The organism is Natrinema sp. DC36 (assembly GCF_020405225.1).
Taxonomy (GTDB): Archaea; Halobacteriota; Halobacteria; order Halobacteriales; family Natrialbaceae; genus Natrinema.
On the sequence record NZ_CP084474.1, the window covers coordinates 257,631 to 280,698 of the forward strand.

24 protein-coding genes and 1 pseudogene are annotated in these 23,068 nt (G+C 54.2%); 10 read left to right on the forward strand and 15 right to left on the reverse strand.

What is annotated here, in order from left to right; translation table 11 throughout:
- Positions 1-27: 27 nt before the first annotated feature.
- Positions 28-1,839: a ribosome biogenesis/translation initiation ATPase RLI gene (locus tag LDH74_RS23920; protein WP_226042957.1), complete on the forward strand. Its 1,812-nt coding sequence runs from the start codon at positions 28-30 to the stop codon at positions 1,837-1,839.
- Here the strand turns inward: LDH74_RS23920 and LDH74_RS23925 are convergent.
- Entirely contained in the window at positions 1,827-2,177 is a 351-nt protein-coding gene (locus LDH74_RS23925; RefSeq protein ID WP_226042958.1) for a hypothetical protein, read from the reverse strand. The genes LDH74_RS23920 and LDH74_RS23925 overlap by 13 nt on opposite strands.
- 59 nt (positions 2,178-2,236) lie before the next feature.
- Here LDH74_RS23925 and LDH74_RS23930 point away from each other — a divergent pair, with 59 nt between their 5' ends.
- Positions 2,237-2,641: a hypothetical protein gene (locus LDH74_RS23930; protein WP_226042959.1), complete on the forward strand. Its 405-nt coding sequence runs from the start codon at positions 2,237-2,239 to the stop codon at positions 2,639-2,641.
- Between the two features lie 110 nt (positions 2,642-2,751).
- Here LDH74_RS23930 and LDH74_RS23935 read toward each other — a convergent pair whose 3' ends face one another.
- Positions 2,752-3,429: a DUF502 domain-containing protein gene (locus tag LDH74_RS23935; RefSeq protein ID WP_226042960.1), complete on the reverse strand. Its 678-nt coding sequence runs from the start codon at positions 3,427-3,429 to the stop codon at positions 2,752-2,754.
- A 272-nt stretch (positions 3,430-3,701) separates the two neighbouring features.
- Here LDH74_RS23935 and LDH74_RS26585 point away from each other — a divergent pair, with 272 nt between their 5' ends.
- From LDH74_RS26585 to LDH74_RS23955, 5 genes and pseudogenes are all read left to right on the forward strand, one after another.
- A complete protein-coding gene (locus tag LDH74_RS26585; RefSeq protein ID WP_255594979.1) occupies positions 3,702-3,824 on the forward strand; it encodes a hypothetical protein in 123 nt (40 codons plus the stop codon).
- Positions 3,821-5,042 (forward strand): annotated as a pseudogene (locus LDH74_RS23940) (transposase). The gene LDH74_RS26585 and the pseudogene LDH74_RS23940 overlap by 4 nt, the downstream one beginning before the upstream one ends.
- 878 nt (positions 5,043-5,920) lie before the next feature.
- Complete coding sequence (locus tag LDH74_RS23945; protein ID WP_226042961.1) at positions 5,921-7,171, forward strand: hypothetical protein; 1,251 nt, start codon at positions 5,921-5,923, stop codon at positions 7,169-7,171.
- 240 nt (positions 7,172-7,411) lie between these two features.
- Complete coding sequence (locus LDH74_RS23950; protein WP_345778577.1) at positions 7,412-7,738, forward strand: hypothetical protein; 327 nt, start codon at positions 7,412-7,414, stop codon at positions 7,736-7,738.
- A 392-nt stretch (positions 7,739-8,130) separates the two neighbouring features.
- Positions 8,131-8,685 carry a hypothetical protein gene (locus tag LDH74_RS23955; RefSeq protein ID WP_226042962.1) on the forward strand — a complete coding sequence of 185 codons (555 nt, stop codon included), beginning with the start codon at positions 8,131-8,133 and terminating at the stop codon, positions 8,683-8,685.
- A 365-nt stretch (positions 8,686-9,050) separates the two neighbouring features.
- On the opposite strand, the gene LDH74_RS23960 is transcribed toward LDH74_RS23955, so the two are convergent.
- The 3 genes from LDH74_RS23960 to LDH74_RS23970 form a co-directional block, all read right to left on the reverse strand.
- Entirely contained in the window at positions 9,051-9,221 is a 171-nt protein-coding gene (locus tag LDH74_RS23960) for a hypothetical protein (RefSeq protein WP_226042963.1), read from the reverse strand.
- 970 nt (positions 9,222-10,191) lie between these two features.
- Positions 10,192-10,371: a hypothetical protein gene (locus LDH74_RS23965; RefSeq protein WP_226042964.1), complete on the reverse strand. Its 180-nt coding sequence runs from the start codon at positions 10,369-10,371 to the stop codon at positions 10,192-10,194.
- Positions 10,372-10,779: 408 nt separating this feature from the next.
- Complete coding sequence (locus LDH74_RS23970) at positions 10,780-11,109, reverse strand: hypothetical protein (protein ID WP_226042965.1); 330 nt, start codon at positions 11,107-11,109, stop codon at positions 10,780-10,782.
- Between the two features lie 113 nt (positions 11,110-11,222).
- On the opposite strand from LDH74_RS23970, the gene LDH74_RS23975 reads away from it, so the two are divergent.
- Positions 11,223-11,471 carry a HalOD1 output domain-containing protein gene (locus tag LDH74_RS23975; protein ID WP_226042966.1) on the forward strand — a complete coding sequence of 83 codons (249 nt, stop codon included), beginning with the start codon at positions 11,223-11,225 and terminating at the stop codon, positions 11,469-11,471.
- 420 nt (positions 11,472-11,891) lie between these two features.
- Here LDH74_RS23975 and LDH74_RS23980 read toward each other — a convergent pair whose 3' ends face one another.
- Positions 11,892-13,436: a right-handed parallel beta-helix repeat-containing protein gene (locus LDH74_RS23980; protein ID WP_226042967.1), complete on the reverse strand. Its 1,545-nt coding sequence runs from the start codon at positions 13,434-13,436 to the stop codon at positions 11,892-11,894.
- Positions 13,437-14,921: 1,485 nt separating this feature from the next.
- Here LDH74_RS23980 and LDH74_RS23985 point away from each other — a divergent pair.
- Positions 14,922-16,202, forward strand: a complete 1,281-nt coding sequence (locus LDH74_RS23985; RefSeq protein WP_226042968.1) for a histidine kinase dimerization/phospho-acceptor domain-containing protein — start codon at positions 14,922-14,924, stop codon at positions 16,200-16,202.
- Positions 16,136-16,462, forward strand: coding sequence for an ATP-binding protein (locus LDH74_RS23990; RefSeq protein ID WP_255681144.1), 327 nt, complete (start codon positions 16,136-16,138; stop codon positions 16,460-16,462). The genes LDH74_RS23985 and LDH74_RS23990 overlap by 67 nt, the downstream gene beginning before the upstream one ends.
- Positions 16,463-16,604: 142 nt before the next feature.
- On the opposite strand, the gene LDH74_RS23995 is transcribed toward LDH74_RS23990, so the two are convergent.
- The 9 genes from LDH74_RS23995 to LDH74_RS24035 all read right to left on the reverse strand — a co-directional run bounded on the left by LDH74_RS23995 (position 16,605) and on the right by LDH74_RS24035 (position 22,462).
- A complete protein-coding gene (locus LDH74_RS23995) occupies positions 16,605-17,051 on the reverse strand; it encodes a hypothetical protein (RefSeq protein ID WP_226042970.1) in 447 nt (148 codons plus the stop codon).
- A 144-nt stretch (positions 17,052-17,195) separates the two neighbouring features.
- The gene (locus tag LDH74_RS24000) at positions 17,196-17,408 is read right to left on the reverse strand and encodes a HalOD1 output domain-containing protein (RefSeq protein WP_226042971.1); all 213 of its coding nucleotides are present in this window, start codon (positions 17,406-17,408) and stop codon (positions 17,196-17,198) included.
- Positions 17,401-18,339, reverse strand: coding sequence for a DUF955 domain-containing protein (locus LDH74_RS24005; RefSeq protein ID WP_226042972.1), 939 nt, complete (start codon positions 18,337-18,339; stop codon positions 17,401-17,403). Before LDH74_RS24005 ends, LDH74_RS24000 begins: the two co-directional genes overlap by 8 nt.
- A gap of 119 nt (positions 18,340-18,458) precedes the next feature.
- The gene (locus tag LDH74_RS24010; RefSeq protein WP_226042973.1) at positions 18,459-19,385 is read right to left on the reverse strand and encodes a transcription initiation factor IIB family protein; all 927 of its coding nucleotides are present in this window, start codon (positions 19,383-19,385) and stop codon (positions 18,459-18,461) included.
- 210 nt (positions 19,386-19,595) lie between these two features.
- On the reverse strand, positions 19,596-20,042 hold the full coding sequence (locus LDH74_RS24015; RefSeq protein WP_226042974.1) for a hypothetical protein: 447 nt from the start codon (positions 20,040-20,042) through the stop codon (positions 19,596-19,598).
- Complete coding sequence (locus LDH74_RS24020) at positions 20,035-20,601, reverse strand: hypothetical protein (RefSeq protein ID WP_226042975.1); 567 nt, start codon at positions 20,599-20,601, stop codon at positions 20,035-20,037. Before LDH74_RS24020 ends, LDH74_RS24015 begins: the two co-directional genes overlap by 8 nt.
- A 379-nt stretch (positions 20,602-20,980) precedes the next feature.
- Positions 20,981-21,421: a PIN domain-containing protein gene (locus LDH74_RS24025; protein WP_226042976.1), complete on the reverse strand. Its 441-nt coding sequence runs from the start codon at positions 21,419-21,421 to the stop codon at positions 20,981-20,983.
- Positions 21,418-21,723: an AbrB/MazE/SpoVT family DNA-binding domain-containing protein gene (locus LDH74_RS24030; RefSeq protein WP_204749464.1), complete on the reverse strand. Its 306-nt coding sequence runs from the start codon at positions 21,721-21,723 to the stop codon at positions 21,418-21,420. The genes LDH74_RS24025 and LDH74_RS24030 overlap by 4 nt, the downstream gene beginning before the upstream one ends.
- Before the next feature lie 259 nt (positions 21,724-21,982).
- Positions 21,983-22,462 (reverse strand): DUF4208 domain-containing protein, encoded by a 480-nt coding sequence (locus LDH74_RS24035; protein WP_226042977.1) that lies wholly within the window; start codon positions 22,460-22,462, stop codon positions 21,983-21,985.
- Between the last annotated feature and the right edge of the window lie 606 nt (positions 22,463-23,068).

Here is a 23,068-nt window from a genome sequence, read left to right on the forward strand (position 1 = left end):
CACAGAGACGAGATTTCCATCCACACCATGACGAATCCGACCGACATCCAGGAGCAAGCGTACGTCGCGGTCATCGATCAGGACGAAGTGACCGACGAGATCAGAGACATCGCGGTCAAATACGACCCACTCAATCGCTCGGGGCGCGAGGGGTTTCACGTCACCGACGACGGGGAGTTACACATCGACGATGACGTCGTAATGCGCGAACACAAGCTCATCGAAAAGAAAATCCCCAACGACGCGATTCGGATCGTGCCGCTCCCCGCCGAAACCGGCCAGCTCGTTCACCAGTACGGCGATAACGGGTTCCGACTCTACGAACTTCCGATGCCCGAGGACGGAACCGTGATCGGCCTGCTCGGACGCAACGGGATCGGGAAGAGTACGGCGTTACGGATCCTTGCTGGAGAAACGATCCCAAACTTTGGGCGCGAGGACGACCCCGACTGGGACCGCGCGATCGACACGTTTCGCGGTACGACACTTCAAACACACCTCGAGCGACTCCGCAGCGAAGACGTGAAGACAGCGACCAAACACCAGCGAGTCGAGGCACCCGTAGACGAGGCGACTGCAGACGAGACGGTCCGAACAAGGCTGGCCGCGTACTCGAACGGAGCGAACAGTTCCCGAGACAGGGTGAACGACCTCGTAGACGAACTCGACCTGACGCCGCTTCTCGACCGGGCGATTGGCGATCTCTCGGGCGGTGAACACCAGCGCCTCGCGATCGCGACCACGCTGGCGACCGACGCTGACCTTTACCTGTTCGACGAACCTTCGTCGTTCCTGGACGTCGAACGACGACTGAGCGTCGCCCAAACGATCCGCGACCGGATCACTGAGGCAGGGGCCGCGGCGGTAGTCGTCGAACACGACCTGGCGACCCTCGACCTTCTCGCCGACGGGATCCACGTCGCCTACGGGGAACCGGGAGATTTCGGTGTCGTTGCCCAACGTCTCGGATCCCGCGAGGGTATCAACCAGTTCCTCAAGGGACAGCTTCGACAGGAAAACGTCCGGATCAGAGATAAGTCGATCACATTCCCGGGGCCACGGGAGCGGTCGGTCCCCGAGACGAAGGCAGTCCTCGAGTATCCGGACCTCGAGGTCAGCTTCGAGGAGTTCTCGCTGACCGTCGAGGCCGGCGCCGTCCACAAGGGCGAATCGATCGGGATCGTCGGGGCGAACGCCCTCGGAAAGACGACGTTCGCGAAACTACTCGCGGGAGGCATCGAACCCGACGATGGGACCGTCCCCGACCACGCGACCGTCTCGTACAAACCGCAGTACATCGTTCCGGACGACGAGACGGTTCGAGAACGGTTCGTGCGGGTTACCGACGTCAGTTCGCAGGCGTTCGAGACGCGGATCGCAAAGCCGTTCGACCTCGAGACGCTGTTCGATCGCCCGCTTTCGGAGCTCTCCGGCGGCGAACTCCAGCGGGTCGCGGTGGCACTGTGTCTCGCCCGCGAGGCCGACATCTACCTTCTGGACGAGCCGTCGGCGTTTCTCGACGTCGACCGCCGCGTAGCTGTTGCCGACCAGCTCCGTCGGTTCGCCCGCCAACGCGACCGGCCACTGCTCGTGATCGACCACGACCTCTTCCTGATCAATCGCGTGTCGGATCGACTGGTCGTTTTCGACGGCGAGTCCGGGACGTACGGGGAGGCAACCGCGCCACAACCCATGCGCGAAGGGATGAACGATTTCCTCTCCTCGCTGGACGTGACGTTCCGCCGCGACGAGCAAACCGGCCGGCCTCGGGTCAACAAACCGGGTAGTCAGCTCGACCGAAAACAGAAGCGCAATGGGGAGTACTACTACACCGTGTGAATTTCGTACCCCTCGTCGACTAACTCTGCCACGTCAGGTGCGTGGTCGGTACCTTCGATCTCGAATCCCTCGCTCTCGACGGCTTCTACAACGCCCTTAAACGAAGCACAGTGATCGCAGACCCCCGCGATGAGGTCACGTTCTTTCGCACGGGCGTAGGCATCCAGCGCGGGTTGGGGCCGCTCCTCGAGATCGTCGAACCAGTACGTCGCTTCCCCATCGAAGTACACTTCGGCATCGTGGCCGGCATCATCGAGCTGTGCAGCGTAGGTCAGTGGGTTGGCAAACTTACCCGGATACTCTGGATGGGACAGGAGTATGAACGTATGTCTCGACATGATCACTCAAGAGATATCTGTCCGCCACTATGAAATACGAAGTGCACATACATTCACATATGAGTCAGGCACGATCTGCGGACAATTCATTAGTACTCGTTGAACGGACAACCGGGCTGGCAGCAGTGCTCGGCACGTTCATCATGGTATCGACGGCTATTTTCACGATTACCAATTTTATGGGAATCCAGAATGTTCTTGTCGGCGCAGTGGTTGCGTTCCTTGCATCGTTGCAGGCTTATCTAGTCAGCGAACGACAGTCCCCAAGCATCATCGTCGCGGGGCTTACTACCCTACTTGGAATTTGGATCGCGGTAGCACCGCATGTCCTCGGCGTTACTCGAGAACTGGTCATCAGGATCAACGGTATTGCCGGGGCCCTTATCGTAGTCCTCTCCCTCACTGGAGTGTACGGGAGCTTTCAAACGTCGAAGGTGTCGGGTTTCAGATCAACAGGTATGTAGGCGCACCCATGAACATCATACGGAGACGGCTATGAGACTGTTAAGCGAGCGGAACAATGATCAATATGGCGCACATCGCGCTCTGATCCAAGAGAAGCGTACTTCTGCTGTTAGTCGTCGGTCCTGCTCGACTTCGTCTCGTCGATGGAGATGTCGGCATCTATACTGCGATGGTTTGCGTCACCAAACCCACCGCTGAGAACGCGCGTCAGCGCGTTTTCGACGTTCTCATCAAGCTCGGTGATCTCGCTGGGTTTGATTTCGACAACGTAGCCCGTCGTGATGTTCGGCGAGGTGGGCAAGAAGAGCATCTCGCGGCCGTCGTCAGTCACTTTGCCGGTCTTGAAGGCCGTCATCCGTAACCCTTCCCAGGTCTCGATCTTGACTGGCTTCTGGAGCGATTCCTGCTCGCCGAAGGCCGTCTCAGCGGCCATCTTCGAGGCGTTGTATATGAGTCGGATCACAGGCACTTGATTCGCCAGGTTGTCGACGAGTCGTTCGACCAGCCCACCGATAGTCGTCCGCATAAGATACCCGACCGAAAACGTCAGGATGGCAAATACAGTCAGTGCGGTGATTACGCGGAGAAATTGGGCCATTTGCTCGCGTATTTGCTCAGCCGACGCGCTTGAGCCCGAAATGAGCGGCTCGAGTATGTCGGCGTTAAGAATTAGCCCCGGTATCAGACCGGCGACCATTCCATAGAGCCAATAGATAACGTAGAGCGTGATAATAATGGGACCGAGGACGACGATCCCACTTGCAAAATCCCGTTTCCACGATGCCATGTTCTGACACTCACACTACTGGCTAATGAGCTCTTCTCTTTCACGTATTTCTGTCAATAATGACACTCAGTGTCGCCTGACGGTAACGTTTGAAGTCGTCCGGCCGGTAAGCACGAACGATTTACCTGAATTGGGGCGCTAAGGCCTCTTCCTCAACGAACGAGCGAAGCGAGGGGATACAGCGCCCACACGATTCTCAAACACGTTCGACGCTCGGCCCACAGGCCAACCCAATCGTAACTGTTTAGCACGCAGTTTGCATAAATTATGGAGTGGCAACGCGCAAGACAATCTCTATCCGCGACGACCAAGAGGAGTGGATTCAGGAGAACCACTTGAGTCTGTCCTCGTTCGTCCAAGAGAAACTTGACGAACTCATCGAAGAACGCTCGTGAACTACAACTATAGGTATCGACTCCGACCGTCCGACGCCCTCGCAGAGCGGTTAGCGTGGACCGTCGATACCTGTAGGCAGGTCTACAACCACTTCCTTCATCGACTCAGCCGGAACCGACAACACCTCGGCATACAGCGAACAGAAACTCTTGCCGAGTCTCAAGAAGTGGTGGAACGGCCTGAAAAGCGTTCACTCGAGGGTTCTTCAGAAAGTCGTTCAGCGGTTGTACGACAATCTCTCGACGCTCCGGGGTCGCAAAGACAACGGCTACCGCGTGGGACCTCAAGTGGAAAGCACCGGACGAGTACCGAAGTTTCACCTACAGTCAATCCGGCTTCCAGCTCAAGAACACGAGTGGCCGAATCCGACTGTGGCTCTCGAAACTCGGAGAAATCCCCATCACCTTCCACCGTGACCTCCCCGACGAGGCCGAGATAAAGACCATCACAGTCAAACGCGAACCCACCGGGAAGTAGTACGCCATCCTCGGCGTCGAAACCCAGGACGGCCCACCCACGAAGCCCGAGAATCCCGAGCGGTGCGTCGGCATCGACGTAGGGATTCTCAAGTACACTCACGATACCGATGGGACTGCCGTCGAATTGCTCGACCTGTCCGACGAACGCGAGCGGTTGGAACGCGTCCAACGCGACCTCTCGCGGAAAGAACACGGGTCTGCAAATTGGGAGGAACAGCGGAAGGTCGTGGCCGAACGTCACGCTGACCTCAAGCAGACGCGTCGTGACTTCCTCCACAAGTTGTCGAACTACTACGCCCGTGAGTACGACCTTGTGGCGGTCGAAGACCTTGACACGAAAGGTCTGGTCGAACTCGACAGCAACTCTCGGAATCGTGCTGGAGCAGCGTGGGGAACGTTCCTTCGGATGCTCGAATACAAATGCAAGCGAGAGGGACGCACTTCGTCGCTGTGAATCCGCGTGGAACGACCAAGGAGTGTGCGTCCTGCGGGGTTTCGACGGAGAAGCCGTTGTGGATCCGCGAACACTCCTGCCCGGTGTGTGGGTTCAAAGCAGATAGAGACGCGAACGCAGCGTGGAATATTCTTTCTCGCAGTGTCAAAAAGCGGTTAGGAGCGGGACGCTCCGAATCAACGTCTGTGGAGACTGTGCTCCCTGTGGATACGTCTGTATCTGCAAAGCACGTCGTGGAAACAGGAAGCCCCACCCTCAAGCGCGAGCCGAAAGGCGAGCGGTAGGGTGGGGTTAGTTCACTACGGAGTTAGGACAGAAAGACACCTCCGCTTACTGCAAGGATGCAAAGCCATTAGCGATGTGTTCTCGAGTTCTGTTATGGGACTATGTATGATGGACGTTCTCTTCCCGGTGCAATCTACTGGATGCCGGTCGTAATTGGCGGCGTATCAGTTTCCGCGTTTGGTATTCGAGCAGTTCGATGATTCGACTGTTGTGTTGACGCTTGCGATTCCAGAACAGCGGGGATATATCTGCACAACACTAAGCAGTAAGTCTATGACCTATGTTGAACGCTCAATCATCTTTCTGGACGAATACGGGGATAGTCAACGATCCGAAGACATCAGTCGGGCAAATACCCGCCCGAAATGACCCATCCTATCACGAAACACATGGTAACGGCTACCATGATCATTAATACCGTTAACATCGCTACAATTGGACTCATTCTCGTATCTTCAAAAACGGTGTACCAACCTTCTAAAGCTTAACATATTGGTCGGCGGTGACGCGCGTAACCTCAACCATGCCAGCTACGTGCTTCCCAACGATCAGTAAAAGTTGTCGAAAATTGGAACGGTTAGTCACAATACACGCAGACGTGCTCGGATCCATCCAGCCATTCGGTGAAGGCAAACTAGGTCTCCGAAAACTGACCGGCCTACAGCGTGTCAATACTGTGATCCATATTGATACCGCCAGCAGTACCCTCTCTATCTCGCCTCTTTCCTGCGGTTCTTACTGAATTTAGCAATGCCTTATTCCTCCTCATCAACAGCAACTAACGAACTTCTCGCTACTGGAAGGTACGACTGGTCGAGATGAACAACCTCGATTAACAGATTGATAAGGAAGAGTCAACAGGTTATCAATGCAGTTGATGACAGATCAAAATCGACGATCGTTCGTAACGACCGTTGCAGCGGCTGGAACACTTAGCCTCTCTGGCTGTCTCTCACAACTGCGAGAGTGGCGGGGAAACGGTAATACGTCGAACGAAGACTCTACTAAATCTGATAGCACTGACGGACTATCGAAGCTTCCCGGGGAATCGATCGAGAACTTTGAGACTCTCGACGAATGGAACGCAATGATCAACGCTGGTACGCTCAAGGCTGGGACAGATGATCCGTATGGCGGCTCGCAGTCGGCACACCTCACAGCGAACGAGGACACGGAATATGCAGCGATCTACAAAATATTTGACGGACAGGATCTGAGCGGGAAAAACCTCTCTCTCGCAGTGAAATTTACCGGACGTCAGCAGCTCCGACTCACGATTGAACTGTTCGCACCGAACTCACGTAACGTGCACGTGTTACATCGGACGCTCGTCGGGCCGGCCGATCGGTGGGTACGCGTCGACTTTGGTACCGATCGGATTGAAACACAACCCGATTTAGAGGACGTCCGGCAGATTCGGGTGACCGCTCGCCGCCGTGGTAATATGTCCGGTTCGATCAACTGCCAAGTCGACGACCTCCGAACTGTCAACCGTCCGGAGACGGGAAAAGTTATGCTCTTGTTCGATGGGACCCTCAACGAACACTATGCACACGCGTTCAAGCAGATGAAATCCTACGGCTATGCGGGTGTCGAAGCAGTCATGCCTGAAGCCATCGGCCGAGACGGTAGACTTACGATAGATCGACTTACAGAGATGAATGACGCAGGTTGGGATATGGCAGCCAGACCGCGAACTGGTGCGCAATTTCTCCACGAGTATTCTCCCGAAGAGCAACAGGGAATGATCGAGCGGACAAAGGCATTTCTCGAAAGCCGTGGCTTCGAAGACGGTGCACAACACTTCGTCACACCAAAGAATATACTCAGTCCAACTGCTCGTGATCTTGTCAAGAAACGCCACAAACAGGCCTTCCGATTCGGTGGGAATCCAAATGGGTTACCGCTCACGGATCCACATAACATTGGCTTCTTCTCCGGAAGTGCTGGGGATGAGACGAGAACGTATATCGATTATGCCGCACAGTACGGTCAACTTGCAGTGTTACAGTTCGATTACATCGGCGGTGAAGATGGGATGAACGAACAGGCATTCGAACGCGTTCTTAAATATATCGACGGACAGGATGTCAAGGTCGTGACTGCGACCGAACTCTTAGAATCGTAACGACAGTCAGTGACACTTTAGGACGGTATCTCGAGTATAGGCGGGCGAGACGAAATCCGCTTTAACCGCTGATGAAACAGGGCGAGTGTCTCAGGGATTGGTTCCGAATGTGCCATCAAATAGTGAAATCCACCGCCTTATAGCGATTCAACAAAGCCGTTTCAGCGTATCTTCCGCTTCTGAAACACGATCGCCAAAGAGGTCATGACTCCACGGTTGGACATCACTGGAATCGAGAAGATGGAGACGCTCCACGATGCGATCACCAAGTGTCTCGAAAGCGGCCACAGGCGACTCCCCGTCTACGCAGAAACGCTCGACAACATCGTCGGAACTGCAGACATACACGAACTCGCCCGGGCACAACAGCGTGACACGCCCGGAGAGACGTTCGTTGGCGACCTCAAACTTCTTGACCCACCCCAGTATGTCCCTGAGAGTAAGTCCGTCGACGAACTTCTCGGAGATGCAGACGTCGCGAACGCAAATGGCGGTGATCATCGACGAGTTCGGGACGACGGAGGGACTCGTGACGGTCGAAGACCTCACAGAGGAGATTGTGGGTGAAATCCTCGAAGGGCAGGAACAGTCCCCGATTACGGATGGTGTTCTTACTCGGATATTTTATGCGGCTGCAGTCGGCCGACTGGTTGACCAAGATATCCATGACTTCGTGAATTGCTTTCCGATCATTCGGGTCGTCTATAATGCAGTCAAACACCGACTCGACGACCGCACCGACTACGATCCCGTGGAACTCGAGGTTCCGGTGACCGGCGTCTCCGATTACTCGTCGATGCGTCACGCTGTCGAGACGGTTTTCGAGAAAAAGAACCTCTGCCCGGGCCGAGAGTCCAAGGCCATGCGCCGGACGGTCCGACTGTTCGAAGCCTACATCGGATCGCCGTTTGACGTTGTGGACGCGCTGACGGCGCTGACGCGTTCGAAACGACCGGGCGATGTTAACGATCGCCGACGTGGGACACGCGCTTGCAGCGTTGCCGGGCGACCGTCTGCTCCCGTCACTCTCCGCACCGACGCCGGGCAAGATCCTGAAAGCGGTGCTCGCCGCCGACGAGCCGATTGGTCGCTCAGATATTCTCGAGCGTGTCGGCTGTTCCGGTGTAACCTACGGCAAGCACATCGACCGGCTGGCGGCCTTCGATATCCTCCAGCGCGTCGATGGGCGCAAGTGGACGGTCGCGATCGCTCCCTGGTACGTTCCCGAAATCGATGCGACGAAGCCGGGCTACGAGAACGAGTCGGTATCGATCAATACAACGACCGTCGACGGCGTCCTGTTCGATGCACTCGAGGAACTCGGCTATGATCTCGGCGACCCCGAGTTGATCAGCGCGTTCGGACAGCCGTTAGACCGGGTCGCACTCATGGGAGCGGTTGGACCGTGGATCGACGACTGGCTCAACGTTCTCGCGCCGTTACTGAAACCCAAACCGGATGCTGTACAACGGTTTGATCACGACGTAGTGACACTCGGAGAGAAACCAGACTAGATGACGCTCGAGGACTCGATGGGCCACTCGGCGCTGGCAGACTGACGAACACGATATCTATGGTTGACACAGGACAACACTCATATTCGGAATCGGAAGTTGAACAGGCGATTGAAGAATTAGAACTGGAGGTCCGGAATTTCAAAGGGCCAGCAGGACGATTCCAACGTGCTCGGAATTGGAGCGAGGTTTGATATAGGCTGGGACGAACATATTCACTGTCGCGTTCCCCACGCGACATGGACATCCAATCAGCATCCAACCCCACCCCGATGTTGTTTCCATACCGCCCGGCGGCCATCCCCCTGCGCCCATCCGGGCGGCCTTTTGAGGTTTTCTCGAGGCAATCAAATGCCGAGCGATAGTTATCCGATCTCGAGTGCGTCGACAGCCTCTCGCGGTTCGACGTCGTGATCGACGAGGCGATCGGCTGCCAGCTGCCACGCGTGCTCGGGATCGGCGCGTTCGTAGTGGACTGAGAACTCGGTCAGTGCGACGGCGACCAGGAGGTCTTTGCGACGATCGTCCAGAGGCATCACTACCGTTGGCCGCGGCTTCCATGATAAAAGCCAGAATATACCCGGAAATTGTTGTGTCTACCGTCTCAGAAGCTCGATATCGGGGTCGGCAGTGACCTTTCGTCTGTCGTGAGCCCTAAGCGCATCGACTGCTTCGTAGGGATCAATATCGTACTTCGCAAGACGGCTAACCGCGAGTTGCCACGATCTCGCAGCTAGTCGGGGACTCTCCTTCTGATGGCGGTATGAAAACTCGGCTAATGCAACGGCGATCAAGAGATTATCACGCTGCTGACTAGAGAACATGATATAGGATCACTGTTCGAGTAGGCATAAAACCATATTGTGTTTCAGAAACGCCGGCCAGAGGCCAGCGTTGAGCCCCCATCCAATGTCAATGGGTATCGACTTGGCTGGGTCCGAAATCGGGTTTGACAATATGGCTATTGACTTCACGTCGAAACGTGATTCGATCTCGGAAGACGAAGGGCTGTATGTCTCGTGTCGGACGGATTCTGTTGGCAACAATTGAACCCATTCCCCCTCGTCATCATCATCTCGAGTCCGTTTTCGAATAACTCTATTGGCCAGATAAGTTGGTAACAACGATGTTACCACCAAATGATTGCAAAGGAAGTTCGCTGCCTTTTGGCTGTCTCATCTCTATCACTCGTATCAAAATAGTGTGACCTGTTAGCGAATAGCCTGAAAACGTTTTCTCCGTTTGGTCACGTTTATACCATCCGCTACTCTCTTTTTAACAGTCCGTGAGGTTTCGAAGCCACCACCTACTGCCCTCACGGACGCTTTTCAATTCGAGAGGGGCTGCAATAAAGCAATGGGCAGACGATTCGTGTTAGTCGTCCTTGAGTAATTCATCATGGGTTCGTTTGACATTGTCCTAGCCACCCGGCGGTGGCCGTTTCCCTCGGATCTCCGGGTTCCCTGAAGCTTCTCGAAAGGGCCATTCACAAAAATCGAGTGACACTTATTCTATCTCAAGTGCATCGACGGCCTTAGCAGGCTCGACGTCGTGATCGACGAGGCGGCTCGCTGCGAGCTGCCGGGCTTCTCGTGAGAGTTCGGGATCGGCGCGTTCATAGTGGACTGAGAACTCGGTCAGTGCGACGGCGATCAGGAGGTCTTCTTGTCGATCGGTGAGAGACATCGCCGATGTTGGCCGCGGCTCAGTATACAAACTCAGGCGTCGCAGAAACGCTGACCAGTGACCAACATTTGAGCCCATCCCCTATAGGTGATCTGTCGCCGGGGGCGGGTCTGAGATTGATGGTCTGTCAATTTGGCTATTGACTTGACGTCGGAACGCAATCCAATCTCAGTTGTGACGAGGGTTTGTCTCGGAGTGGTTCAGTGTTGAGTCGTCAACTGAATCCTCTCTCGTCATCACTGTCTGGAGTCTGTTATGATTAACTCTATTGGCCACGTAGAGGGGTAACAGCACTGTTACCGGCCAATAAAAGTAATCGAAGGTCGGTTGCTCGTTGACTGGTTCATCGCCACTCAAGACCGGCGACGCAGCGATTATACAGTATCCTATAAAATAACGCAAAGCATCTTATTTCGAGTTTTCCAACACCTTTGCGACAGTAAGGATACTGTCGAATTTGGTTGGTGAGTCGGTTAGCTGTATCGTTTCCTCATCTGCATTATAGCTGATGAACTCAGTCGAATCCACTTTTTGCAGGTGGTTGTGATACAACGACAACTCAATTTGCTCTATTTTCTTATCAGACACCTCAGTTGTGGCTGGATCCACTTCCATTTCTGCGACCGCCTTCGCTACATCATCAACGTGAACCGCCTCTGATTGCTCCTTCAGATAATACAACGTGTATCGACGACGTGTATTATGAAGCAAATCCAGCACCTTTTCGACGGAAACCATGATAATTAATGGTGTTCTTCAAGTATAACCATGGCGGTTGCCCTTATCCAATTACAATAACTATAAGAAACTCTCCCCCAGAATTTATCTATTTCAGCGCCATATTCTAGCCGATGACACGGAATGGGATGAAAAGCAATGGTCTTTGCACTAGAATAATTGAAACGGTTGCAAAAAGAGAACAAACAGATCCAGAAGAACTCCAAACGTTATACGATGTGATCAACCCAGATGTACTTAACAGGCTCTTTAGACCGAAAATGGATGAAACAGAACGATCGGGACGAGTTGAGTTTCCATACAATGACTATATGGTCATCATCGATTTTGATGATAAGCCAGAAATAACACTTAAAGAGTAATTGAACATCAACTGAGTAACCCTGAAGTTGTCATAGTATCTGGTTCGATATCTCAGTGAAAGTCGAAGAATGTGACTCTCCTGGTCATCGTCGACAACTTCAGGCGACGACGATTCTCGACTCCGCAGGCTTCCCTGATGCGATCGTCAAAGCGTCTGTACCGGACAGGAAGAACGTCTTCGAGGACTCGAGTGAGAGCTCCCAGACCATGACGATCAACGCGCCAGCAGTGGCCAGTTTCGAGTCCGGTACACACCCGATCCGGGGCTAGCGATTGTCGTTCGCTGGCTATCAGGGCGATCGGGAGCGTGTTAAATTGGAGCTCGCATACGAGTCGCTACTCGATTCCAAGTGGTCGACAGCCAGTTGCCTCACTTTTATCAACCGATACTGGCGTGCCGACCGCTGTTCAGCGCACAGCTAGATATCGAACCCGAAGTTGAAGTCACCCTGCCACTGTGACCGTTCGCCTCGGAAGGCCGTCGTCCCGCGGTGGCGGTTGCCGACCCACAGCACGTCCTCGAGCGTGGTCCCGGGGTCGCTCATCACGAGTCCGTCGAAGTTCGAACTCTCGATGTTGTGAGCCCGGCCACTCTCGCCGAATCGGAGACTTGCACCATCCGGTTCAATCTGCGTGTTATGCATGCGAAGCTGATCTACATTAGTGCCCCGTCTGCTGACGAAGAAGCCGTGGCGGTCCTGCTCCGTCTGAGAGTTGAGATCGTACTCACAGTCTCTGAAGACGACGTTCGACGAACTAATGTAGACCGCGTAATCGGAGATACTCGGGCTCGAGTGATCGGTGATCGTACAGCCTTCGAACACCGTCTGTGCCTCATCGTTATCGGCAACGCGAATTGCGCGCCCGTCACCCCCTTTGTCGGTGATGTGGACGTCCGTCAGGTGTGCCGGCCCATCCTGTGTTAGGCGAATTATCTCGGTGTTCTTTTCGACCTCGTTTCGGATGGTAAGCCCTTTGACCATCTGGCCACCGCCGGACTGGAGCCAGAGACCGGACCAGGGGTATCCTGGCTGCTCGGTCATCGTAATGCGGCAGTCCTCGATGTAATCGTTAGCGCCGATACGGAACCCCGCACCGGAGCAGTCGCGGGCGTGGCAACCACGAAGGATATTCCGACCAGAGTTGTTTGACACATAGAACCCGTTGTCGACGTAGCCACTCACCTGGCAGCCGTCCCAGATGTTTGTACCACGGTTGTAGATCTCCGAACTGAACGGAATCGCGTGCCCGACGTGGGTATCCCGATCGTAGTGGGTGTCGCCGTTGTTGAGGTGGCAGCCCCTGATGATGTTCGTCGTTGTGACCCGCCGGCCGTCGACCATGATCGTGTGTCGATCGCCGCCGAAGTTGGGGTTACGCCTGTCACGTCGACCGCGCATGGAGACGTTCTGGATCAGCCCGTACGTATAGGTGTACCAGCGACAGATGCCGGCGTCGTAGTCGCCGCGGATGTCGACCTCGAGATTCTTCATCACCGTACTCTGCGCATGGGGGAGCGAATCGTCGATCCGTCCGACAGTCATCAGCCGGTCGACGTCTTGATCAGTGACCTTGAGCGTCGCGTACGGATCGCCAACGATGCTCAGAAACTCGTGGGCGTCGAAGTGGATGTTATCGGTCTCGACGTACCACGTCCCGGCGGGAATCTCGTAGCGGTGGTTCCGTTCCGTAGGTGGACGCGAGGTGTAGTGGTCCTTGATCGCGCCCCACAGGTCGTCCTGCTCGGGCTGGACTCCAAGATCGGTTCGAACATTGACGGTGTATGGGTTTGTCTTTTCCTGGATTTCGACGGTATCCTCGCTGGATTCGCTTGCCGAGAGTGACGCCCCGAAGTCTATGTGGTTTGTACTATCGTCGATAGTCGTCCCTGAGTCGCTGACGGTTATTCCGTTGCCCGACCCCTGATTTTGTGCTGCAGCAACATTGGTACTCTGAGAACTCATCGCAGCACCGGTGGTGGCGCTGCCAATCCCGAGGGCACCAAGTAGTTGAACGTACGAACGTCGCGTTGTCCCACCTTCACTATCATCCGATTGCAATTTCCGATGGCTATCTATCATTGCATGTTATTGTCAGTAAATCTTATGTATTATTACCAATTTGTTAACGACACTTGTGCTATCGTGAACGACTTTCAATTTACTTTGACTATAATATGACGATGAATGTCGTATCGATTTATCTATGTGAGGAGAGAATCTAAAAATCCGGAATCAGATGAGGTGCAACTGCGAACAAGCGCAAAACTCAACGAGACAGTAACAGAATCAATCCTCAACCTCGTCCTACGCAATCTTCCAGCCGTTATCGTATTGGACTGGAACTCGTTCAACCTTGAGACTTGAGTCGTCAAACTGCGACTTGGCCAGGTCGTTCAGTCGTTTTACTTTTTGATTTGACGCTAATTCCATGAATCGGCTTAGGCGGTGATCAGGCCCTTCGACGGTAAGTAAGATTATCTTTCGGTTGTTCAGTAATTGAATCTCATTTACAATCGCTTCATAGGTCCTGGTCAAGATGTCTATTCAATTGAGGGGTGACCATCACCTTTTCGTCACACTCACTGGAGTAGTTACCACCGTCTCCGTCGTTGCCGGTCTGAGCCGCTCGTAGAGGTGGTGAGCTTGTAGGGGACGACATAGTATGGCGACCTGACGTCTGTATAGAATATTGAGGATAGGACCGCCTCCGCAGTAGATTGTATCCCGAGAAACGCTGGCCGGAGGGCAGTTGCCCTGTATCCCTATGTAGCCAAGCGATAGCGAAGGATCAGTGATGTCTCGAAGAGGATTCAGTCGCTATCGATTCTCCTCTTCCTTCGCCGGCCCAATATAATATCCAATGGTTATTAGTTCTATTGGTCGACTAATCCTTGGATATAGAACGTCGTAGATTTCCATTCTCTCTCATCATCTTCTTCCCCATTCTATAGAAGGTATCTAGCACCAAGACGATCGGCGATGTTATCCTGAAGCCGCGGAGGAGTATCAGCAGCCGAACGGAGAACGTGAGTGAGATTTCAATGGGTCAGTAGGACGATTCCAACGTGCTTGGAATCGGAGCGAAGTTAATATGGGCCAGGACTAGTACTATTCATTGTCGCGTGTCCCACCGCGTGACACGATCCAATCAGCATCCAACCCTACCCCGATGTTGTTTCCATGCCGCCCGGCGGCCACCCCCCTGCGCCCATCCGGGCGGCCTTTTGAGGTCTTTTCGAGGCGATCAGATGCCGAGCGATAGCTTCACCGTCAAAAGTCGGGTCACAACCATTCAGGTAATGCGATAGTAGCGCTGACCACCCACTCTAGGCTATCTGTGTAAATTCGTCTCGATGCCACCCGGTAATTTGCAGACGCCGATCCAGTGTTTCCAGCCCTTTCTGTATATAATCACCATTATAGAGTCTGCGTCCCATCAATCCGATAATGAGCAGCTGGAAGTCGCTCGTGAACACCTTCGGCGGAAGGCCCGCCATTCTAGTCCTCGGTGGGCTCTACATCAGCTCAACTATCGGAGTATACAATGCAGAAGTGACAAGCGGCACACCCATTTCGAACGCCCTCTTTCTCGCGTTTTTCGTCTTTGCTCCAGGGGGAATCCTCCTCATCGGTGGATACTGGCTGCCACGGACTTCCATCAACCCGGAGTTCTACCGAACGGTGACCATTTGGTGTCTAAGTGCGATCGGATTGTTGAGTGGCTTGCTCGCGGTGTATCATCTCTCTCCAAATACCAGTATTGACAACCCCGTCCAAACGATTCTCATCATTACGGGGTTTGTCGTCGTCCCGGCGTTCGTTGGTGGAGTTTCCGCAGCGAAGTCAAAAACCAGAGCGTTCGATCTCGAACAGCGTAACCAGGAACTCCAAGAGGCACACATTGAGTTGGAGGAACGTGAGGTCGAACTTCAGCGCGTTCAAGAACGGATGGAGTTCGCATTGACTAACACCGACGCCGTGGTGTGGGAGTGGGATACCGAAAACGACCAGGCGTCGTACTATCCTTCTGAAGAGTCCTTGTTCGGCACCACCATCGAAAATTGGGAGGACTTCGTCGCCGTAATCCATCCAGATGACAGAGACGCAGTCCAACAAGCAATCGATGAGTCTCTCGAAACCGGCGAGCCAAAGCACGAGGAGGCCCGTATTGTCCGGAATGGTGAGATTCGGTGGATCGAAGCTCCCGGTCAACCGGTAACTGACGGCAGCGGGTTGACACGGATGATCGGCGTGGCGCACGACATAACTGACCGCAAAACGTTTGAGCAACAGCTACAGTCCTCGAATAAGCGGCTTGAGCAGTTCGCCTACGTCGCATCTCACGACCTCCAAGAACCCCTCCGAATGATCACAAGTTATCTCAACCTACTCGAAAATCGTTATACCGACGAACTTGACGATGAATCTCATGAGTTCATCGAGTACGCCGTCGATGGCTCGGAGCGGATGCGGGAGATGATTCAGGATCTCTTGGCGTACTCCCGGCTTGATACTGATGCCAGACCCCTTGAGCCCACGGATGCCGAGGCAGTTGTCGACGATGTCCTCAATAACCCCAACTTCAAGTCGAAGAGACCGGTACCGACGTCATCGTTGGAGAACTACCGACAGTGGAAGCTGACGATAACCAGCTCAAACAAGTGTTTCAGAACCTCATCTCAAACGCCATCAAGTATCAGAATGATGAGAAGCCGCGGATCGAGATAAGTGCTACACGATCTGACGGGATGTGCCTGTTCAAAATCGTCGACAACGGTATTGGGATGGATCCGGTGTACACGGGTCAGATCTTCGAGGTATTCAATCGGCTCCACACCACTCAGGAATACTCCGGAACAGGGATCGGCCTGGCACTCTGTAAAAGGATCGTCGAGCGACACGGTGGCGATATCTGGGTGGAGTCAGAACCCGGGGAAGGGTCGACGTTCTTCTTCACGGTTCCGTTTGTCGATCAACTAGTTGATTAAGCGGAAGACATTTGTATGAATTAAATAGTTTGATATTAATGGCCAACCACAGCAACGGCGAACTGATCAATATTCTGCTCGTTGAGGACCATAAGTCCTTTGTCTGTACCGAGCGGCAACTACAGATACGAACTGATCAGGATCAACAGCTTCCCCACGAAGGATCATCCTGTGACCAAAGTCCCACTTCAGACCCACTGGAATCACCCAATGGAGGGAAAGTAAGTGCCGGGTGGTTACAACCCTCAGCATCTATTTTCCCGGAGTAGTCCGTGGTGAATTCAACTTTTTCCAACTCCGTTTCAGTAGCATACAGCAGCGTGAATTCAGCTGGCTCTGTATCCCAGGAGGGATCAATGACCTCACGACTATCCCCATCAATTTCTATGATCTCGTCGTAAACAATCTCATCATTACGGTAAAGCTGTAAGTGGACAGTGGGGGTCTCTTCGTACCGATTCCCGACAAATATACTCCCGATACGAACACCGCTTCCAGAATCGGATAAAGGAAGATCAATACAGCCGGTAGTCAACGAAATACCGGCTGTTCCAAGGATATGCCGCCGCGTTACTGGCAGTCTTCTCATACTTTACATTGTTATCAAACTTCTACAAATTTCTTCCCACAAGGGATACCTCTATGGCCTGTACTGAGCGGTATGTGCTTGGCCTGTGCTGAACGATTGGTAGTGTGAAGACTATCAAAGGATAAGAATGTGAACAGAGCTAATCTACGGATTGGTGAGGATCCGTACATCGGACTGCGTGACGAGGACACGAAACTCTCCGACCGAGAATCTAATCTCGAGGTCATCGTTCGCCGAGTCCACGAGTTGCTCAAGTGCTTCGACGTCGATCACCCGTTGCAATTGGTACTCGTCACGACCGAGTCCCTCCGTTTCGAGCGCGTCGACGATTTCGAAGAGGAGCTGCCGATCACTCATCTGCGATCACCTCGTCGACGACATCGATAATCTCCGCAGCGGTCGAACTGATTCGCTTGAGTCGGTCGAGGATGACCTCCGACTCTTCGCCCTCCCATGCAGCGAGGTAGAACGCCGACCCACTCGTATCCAGCCCGAAATACCGACCGACGATGTAGCCGACGGCTTCCGCCTCGAGTTCGCGTTTCGAGCGTTCGGTTTCGTCGTCGACAGCACCGTGCAAGAGTGCGTGGGCGTACTCGTGGACAGTCGTTACGGCGAGGTCGGCGCTGTTCTCACGATCGCGGACCTCGATCAGTGGTCGCTGCGCGGGAGAGCGGTACTGACACACGCCGCTAGCATCACCGTGAGACCACTCCGCTGGAGAAACGACCTCGGCTTCCACGTCAAGCATCGAAGCTCCCTCGAGGAGCGCTGGCACCAGTCCGTCGGCCTCTCCGGTCGCCTCGGTCTCGAGTTCGGTCAGTGGCTCCCCTTCGGTTTGTGAAATATCGAAGACTGGTGCTGGCCGAAAGCCGACGAGACCTTCCGACCACTCTGCTGGTGACGTCTCGTCGTATTCGCAGTCACCTTGATCGTGGTACGACGGCGAGTTCTCACACTCGGGGCACTGCTTCGCGATGATCGGTGCCCAGATCCAGATTGCACTCTCGCCTTCTTTCACATGCCGGTCGAACTCGTTTTGCCACGTTCGATAGCCAGCGACGTGAGTTGCGTGCGGACACTGCCGAGTGATTAGCAGCGTATTTCGGTAGGAGTAATCGTGAAAGCGGCTCTGGACACCGACCCACTCCTGGAATTGCTCACTCGAGACTGCTTTGTCAACCTCGTCGACGAGGTCTTCGACCCAGACTTCCATCGTACTGTGCATCTCGTCACGTCTGGTGTCCGAATCATCGAAGGACACCTGCGAACAGTCGCTCGTAGTCATCGTTCTTGACGATGGACGCTCCGTTCTGGAACGCCCCTCACCCCTTTGGGGGAAGAAAAACACACTCGAGGGACCGCTCGAGCGGCTCCGTTACAAGTGTCTCATCCGGGTTGCGACGATCAGGTTTCGGCTTCCATCTCGAGTAACTCGTCTCGCCGACTGCGGAGCGTGTTCGGTGATGTTCCTGCGATATCGGCGATCCGTTGTTGCGAGAGACAGAATCCGACTCGCTGGACAGCGAGATAGAGACAGCCCGCTGCGACGCCACTCGGCCGGCAGCCGATCGTCAGTCTGCGTTCGCGTGCCTTCTGTGCGAGTTCGAGTGCTTGTCGACGAACCTGATCTGGGACCTCGAGTTCTGTCGCAAGCCGTGGAATCCGATCTGTTGCTGCAATCGGCTGTGTCGGTAACTCGAGTTCGACGTTCATCGCGGTGTAGGCGTTGGTGAGTCTCTGCTGATCACAACATGCACAGGCTGCGACTTCGGCCCGTGATCGTCCAAGTCCGTTACACCGAGTGGTTGCGTAGACGCTGGCTGCAGCCACCGCCTCGAGCGATCGTCCGCGACAGAGCTGTGCAGACTGTGCAGTTCGAAACAGCGAACACGCCTGATCCCGGATACTCTGTGCGAGGCCGAGACTTGTGACGATCCGCCGGATTTCACCGAGTCCATAGGCGAGGTTCCGTTCGGCTTTCGACTGCCACTGGGCACGGGACTGTTCGCGACGCAGCCGGTTCAATTGTCGGAGCTTCGTGTTCGAGAGGGCGTTTCCATGTCCGTCTTGCTTGTACCCGATCTCGGTGGAGAGGCCTCGGTCGTGGCGTGTCGGTGTCAGCGGGGCACCGGTCCGTCTCTTGGATCCCTGCTCGTCATGTCGACCCCAGTCCGGTCCTTGGTCTAGTTTGGTGTCCTCGAGGATACGTCCACAGTCCTCACAGACCGTCTCGTGGTCAATCGTTCGAACGCTGCCGCCACAGTCTCGACAGTTAGTTGTAGTCGTCTGAACTCCTTCGCCAAACGTCGTGTAGATGTCTCTCGTTGCCATCAGTAACTCCGAAGAGGACAACTGATCAGCCCCTTCACCGCTACTGGGGCGATAAACAGCGCCAGTCGATCAGATAGATCCCTCTCACATCGAAGTTAGAGCGGCTTGCTTGAGCTCAAAGCTTAGTAAAAAGTTCTGAGATGTTGATCGGAAGCAAACTCGCTAACGTTGAGTCGGCGAATTGTGCCTCGACAGTGGTCTTCGCGATTTTCATTCCCAAAACGCTTCGATTCGATTGTCTAAGTCGCCGAGTACATCCGAGAGTATATCTCGCCAGTCTTCCGCGTACTCGACATCGTTCCCAGGTGTCGCTGCATCTGGAGGTGGATGAAAATGTGAGCGGGTATTGTGATCGTTTGGATGGCGGTCCCACCGACATTCCCAGTGGTCTCCAGTGTCGTATTGTTCAGAGTAGTGGATGTTGAAATCGTCTGTCTCATACCATCGGACCTGAAGATACGCACGCTCGATAGCAGTTGGAAAGTACCCCATGTCGTATTCTGCGATGACTGAACTGGGTGCGTACTCCGGCTGAAAGACAGTCTCTGCAAAGCGGTTGGTTCGTTCAAGACGTTGTCCGATTTGTTCGAGAATGTCGGTATCGATGCCACCGACCTCTGGGGCAGTATCGTCGCCAGCTGGCCGGCGTTTAGGCATCGACTTTGGCACCGCCACTCGAGGGATGGCCGTTCTGACGCGCTATATCTAACAGCTCTGCACGTTGTTTGAGCGTTTTCCACTCACTCAGTGCTTCCCACACCTCTTCGACCGACGCTTCCTCAGTACTATCCATGAGAGACACATCTTCCGGACTGTCAGCATCGAACTGGGCACGATACTCCCCAATTCGTTTTATCGTCTCTTTGAGCTCTTTGACGATCTCTGCCTCAGAATATTCGTCTCGGATTTGCTCAACTCTGCGCCACTGGAGATACGATTCGTTGCGTTCGTATCTCACAGGTCGTCCCGAGATCTCACGTGTCATTCCCATCGAACTGAACCATTCCAGATAGTCCCTTGCAGTCTCAGTATCGCAGTCTGCTTTCTCTGCGATTTTGGACACTTTCGTCGGAGTCCGTAGCTGTAAAATAACACTGAGCAATCGTTCTCGCGTTGGGCCTCCCTTCAAGACCTCCTCAGGTGAGTCCCATTCGGTAAAGTCAGGCGGACTCTCAGCTGAATCGCGAATGTCATCGGGAGTATCAGTTAAGTCCATCAGTGCTCACCTACATCCAACTACAATATGATCGGCCATATATCTACCGCAAGCTGAATTATTTCTGTTCTATTCAGCGAGTCACGTTGTTCTCTGTTCAGAACTATCGACGTATTTTCTTGCTCAGCAGGAATTTCCTGCATGTGTATGGCCGGCCGGAGATCAAAATCAGTTGGCATGCTCAACAGCGTATTCGAACGTAGTAGCCGATATCGTCGAGCCGCATCTTAAGCCATGTATCAGCGGTTGATTTGATGAGAGGCCCTGCATCGAGAACTCGTCCTTCCGATCGGATTAGTCAATGGCTCGAGAAAAGACAGATCCACGCAACGAGTAGTCGAAAAGCTGGTCACATCGAAGGGGTCTCCAATTGACTGGCCTAGACACCATTCTCGCGAAATCGAACTACGTCGACGTCAATTGGAAGCGTCTTGAAGTCGTCATCAGCACCGGCGATGAGTGTCGAATCCGTCTCGTAGGCGAGTGCAACGCCATGAGCGTCCGCGAACGAGATGTGACCATCCGCCTTCACCTCGGCGGCGGCAAGCCGCCAGTCAGCTCGTTCGATTTGAATACCCCACCGCTCGAGCGCACGGAGATCGCGATCGGCAGTCCGAAGTGAGTCTGTCGTGGGTTTGTCGTCAATTCCTTCGAAGCGTGCAACGAGATACAGTACTTCACCAGCGTTGGTTTCTGCCAGCAGCCCTTCGTCAGTCCCGTCACGAACGTCCCGAAGATACTCTTCGACGACGCTCCGACCTGGCTCGTCGTAGAGGTATGCGATGATCGCTTCGGTGTCAAAGACGTACCGGTCGCTCATTCATCCTCCGAGTCAGCCGGTCGGAGTCGGTCAGCACGGGTCTCTTCACGCCGGCGTTCCTCGTGTTTCAGTTCGCGAACCCGGTCGAGCACGTCGCCACGCTCGCGGTCGGTGTCAGCGTGAATCCCGCCTAACTCTTCGAGTGACGGGATTGGTTCGACGATGATCCGTTCGTCTTCCTCGTAAATGAACACCTCTCCTGGGGTGTCGATCCCGAACTTCTCTCGGAGCGTCTTCGGGATCGTTGCCTGTCCCTTCTGCGAGACGCGTACGACCTCTGGGTCCCGAGTACTACTCGACATATTATGTTGTACTACAAGATCCAAGTACTACTAACTACCGGTGAGTAAATCTTCACAGTTCGTTCAACATCCTTACTCGTGGGAATCTGACTCTTCTGGGGTTCCATCTATTCATCAAGAGAAGGAAGACCATCTGATCGTGGACATCCGGAAACAGATTCTCGAAGAACGGATCATGGGTTTGGCCAACAGGCAGTGCTGGCTCGAGCGTCTCTTCGTCCTTTCGAAGTCCATGGCTTTAGACTACTGCCGACTCTTCTCACGAGATCAACTCGAGCTTCCTAACGGAGCTTTGGAGGCTGATGGCAAGCTGAAGCGCTTCCCGTACCTGGATGTTGTATTCCCATTCCTCGATAGTCTCGAGACGACCATGTCGATCGCTTGACAACAGATCCTCACGTCCAATACTCCGGCGAAGTTCTTCGAGTGACTCGACGTCGTACGCTGCTTTCCACGAGTCGATTTCGTCACCGATTTCACGCAATTCGTTGGTGAGTACGTCTACAGACTGTTCTTCAGCGAGGGTGCGGACTTTGCGCAGGAATTGCGTGATATCGTCTGGCTTGTAGCACGTACCGTCAGCTGTTTCGACGACCTCGAGGTCGCCCTGATCGGCCGTGCGATCGAGATATTTGGCAGCCGTATCTCTCGAGACATCCGCCTCTTCGGCAATCCAGCCAGCATTTTGTGGCGTCGTTCGAGTCAACGCAACATGCCTGACGCGGTCAGCAGCGTCCATCTCCGCTGGCCACGAACGTGATTGATCGCTCATTGGTCCCTGTAGAGTCGCCTTAGACCAATAGTTTGGCATATCTCCGAATTATTTCGTATTCTATCGCTGAGGAAGTTTTCTGATCGGTTTGAGCACGAAACGGTCACGTCGACACGTTGCATCGAGATCCGGATCTGATGTCTCTGGACGAGATCGTGCCAACTTGTTCACGAGCTCTGTTCGAAGTTCTTCGCGACCAAGTGTCTCGGTATGCCAACCCACTCGAGCATCGTAGCAATGCTTCGAGAAGACTTCTCCTCGAGGATTCTCTGCGGTCTACTGTGTGCGTTTGGTGCCCCAGAAATGTGACGATCGGTACTCGGTAGCGAGGCCTTCATGTGTGAGTTCGATCAGACTACTACGAGGCGTGGGAGGAATACGCCGAGCTGCACGAGGCACACTGTATCGAGTTCGCGGAGGAACTGGCCACTCGAGGCGGGGAAGGAAATCTCGTTCAGGAGCCGGCACTATCCGAAGAGGGATTCATCGACTTCTTGCGTACCGAAAACAGCAGTTCTGAACCGGAATAAGGATTAGTCGCGGAGGTGCGCGTTCGATCGCGCCAGCTCCCGG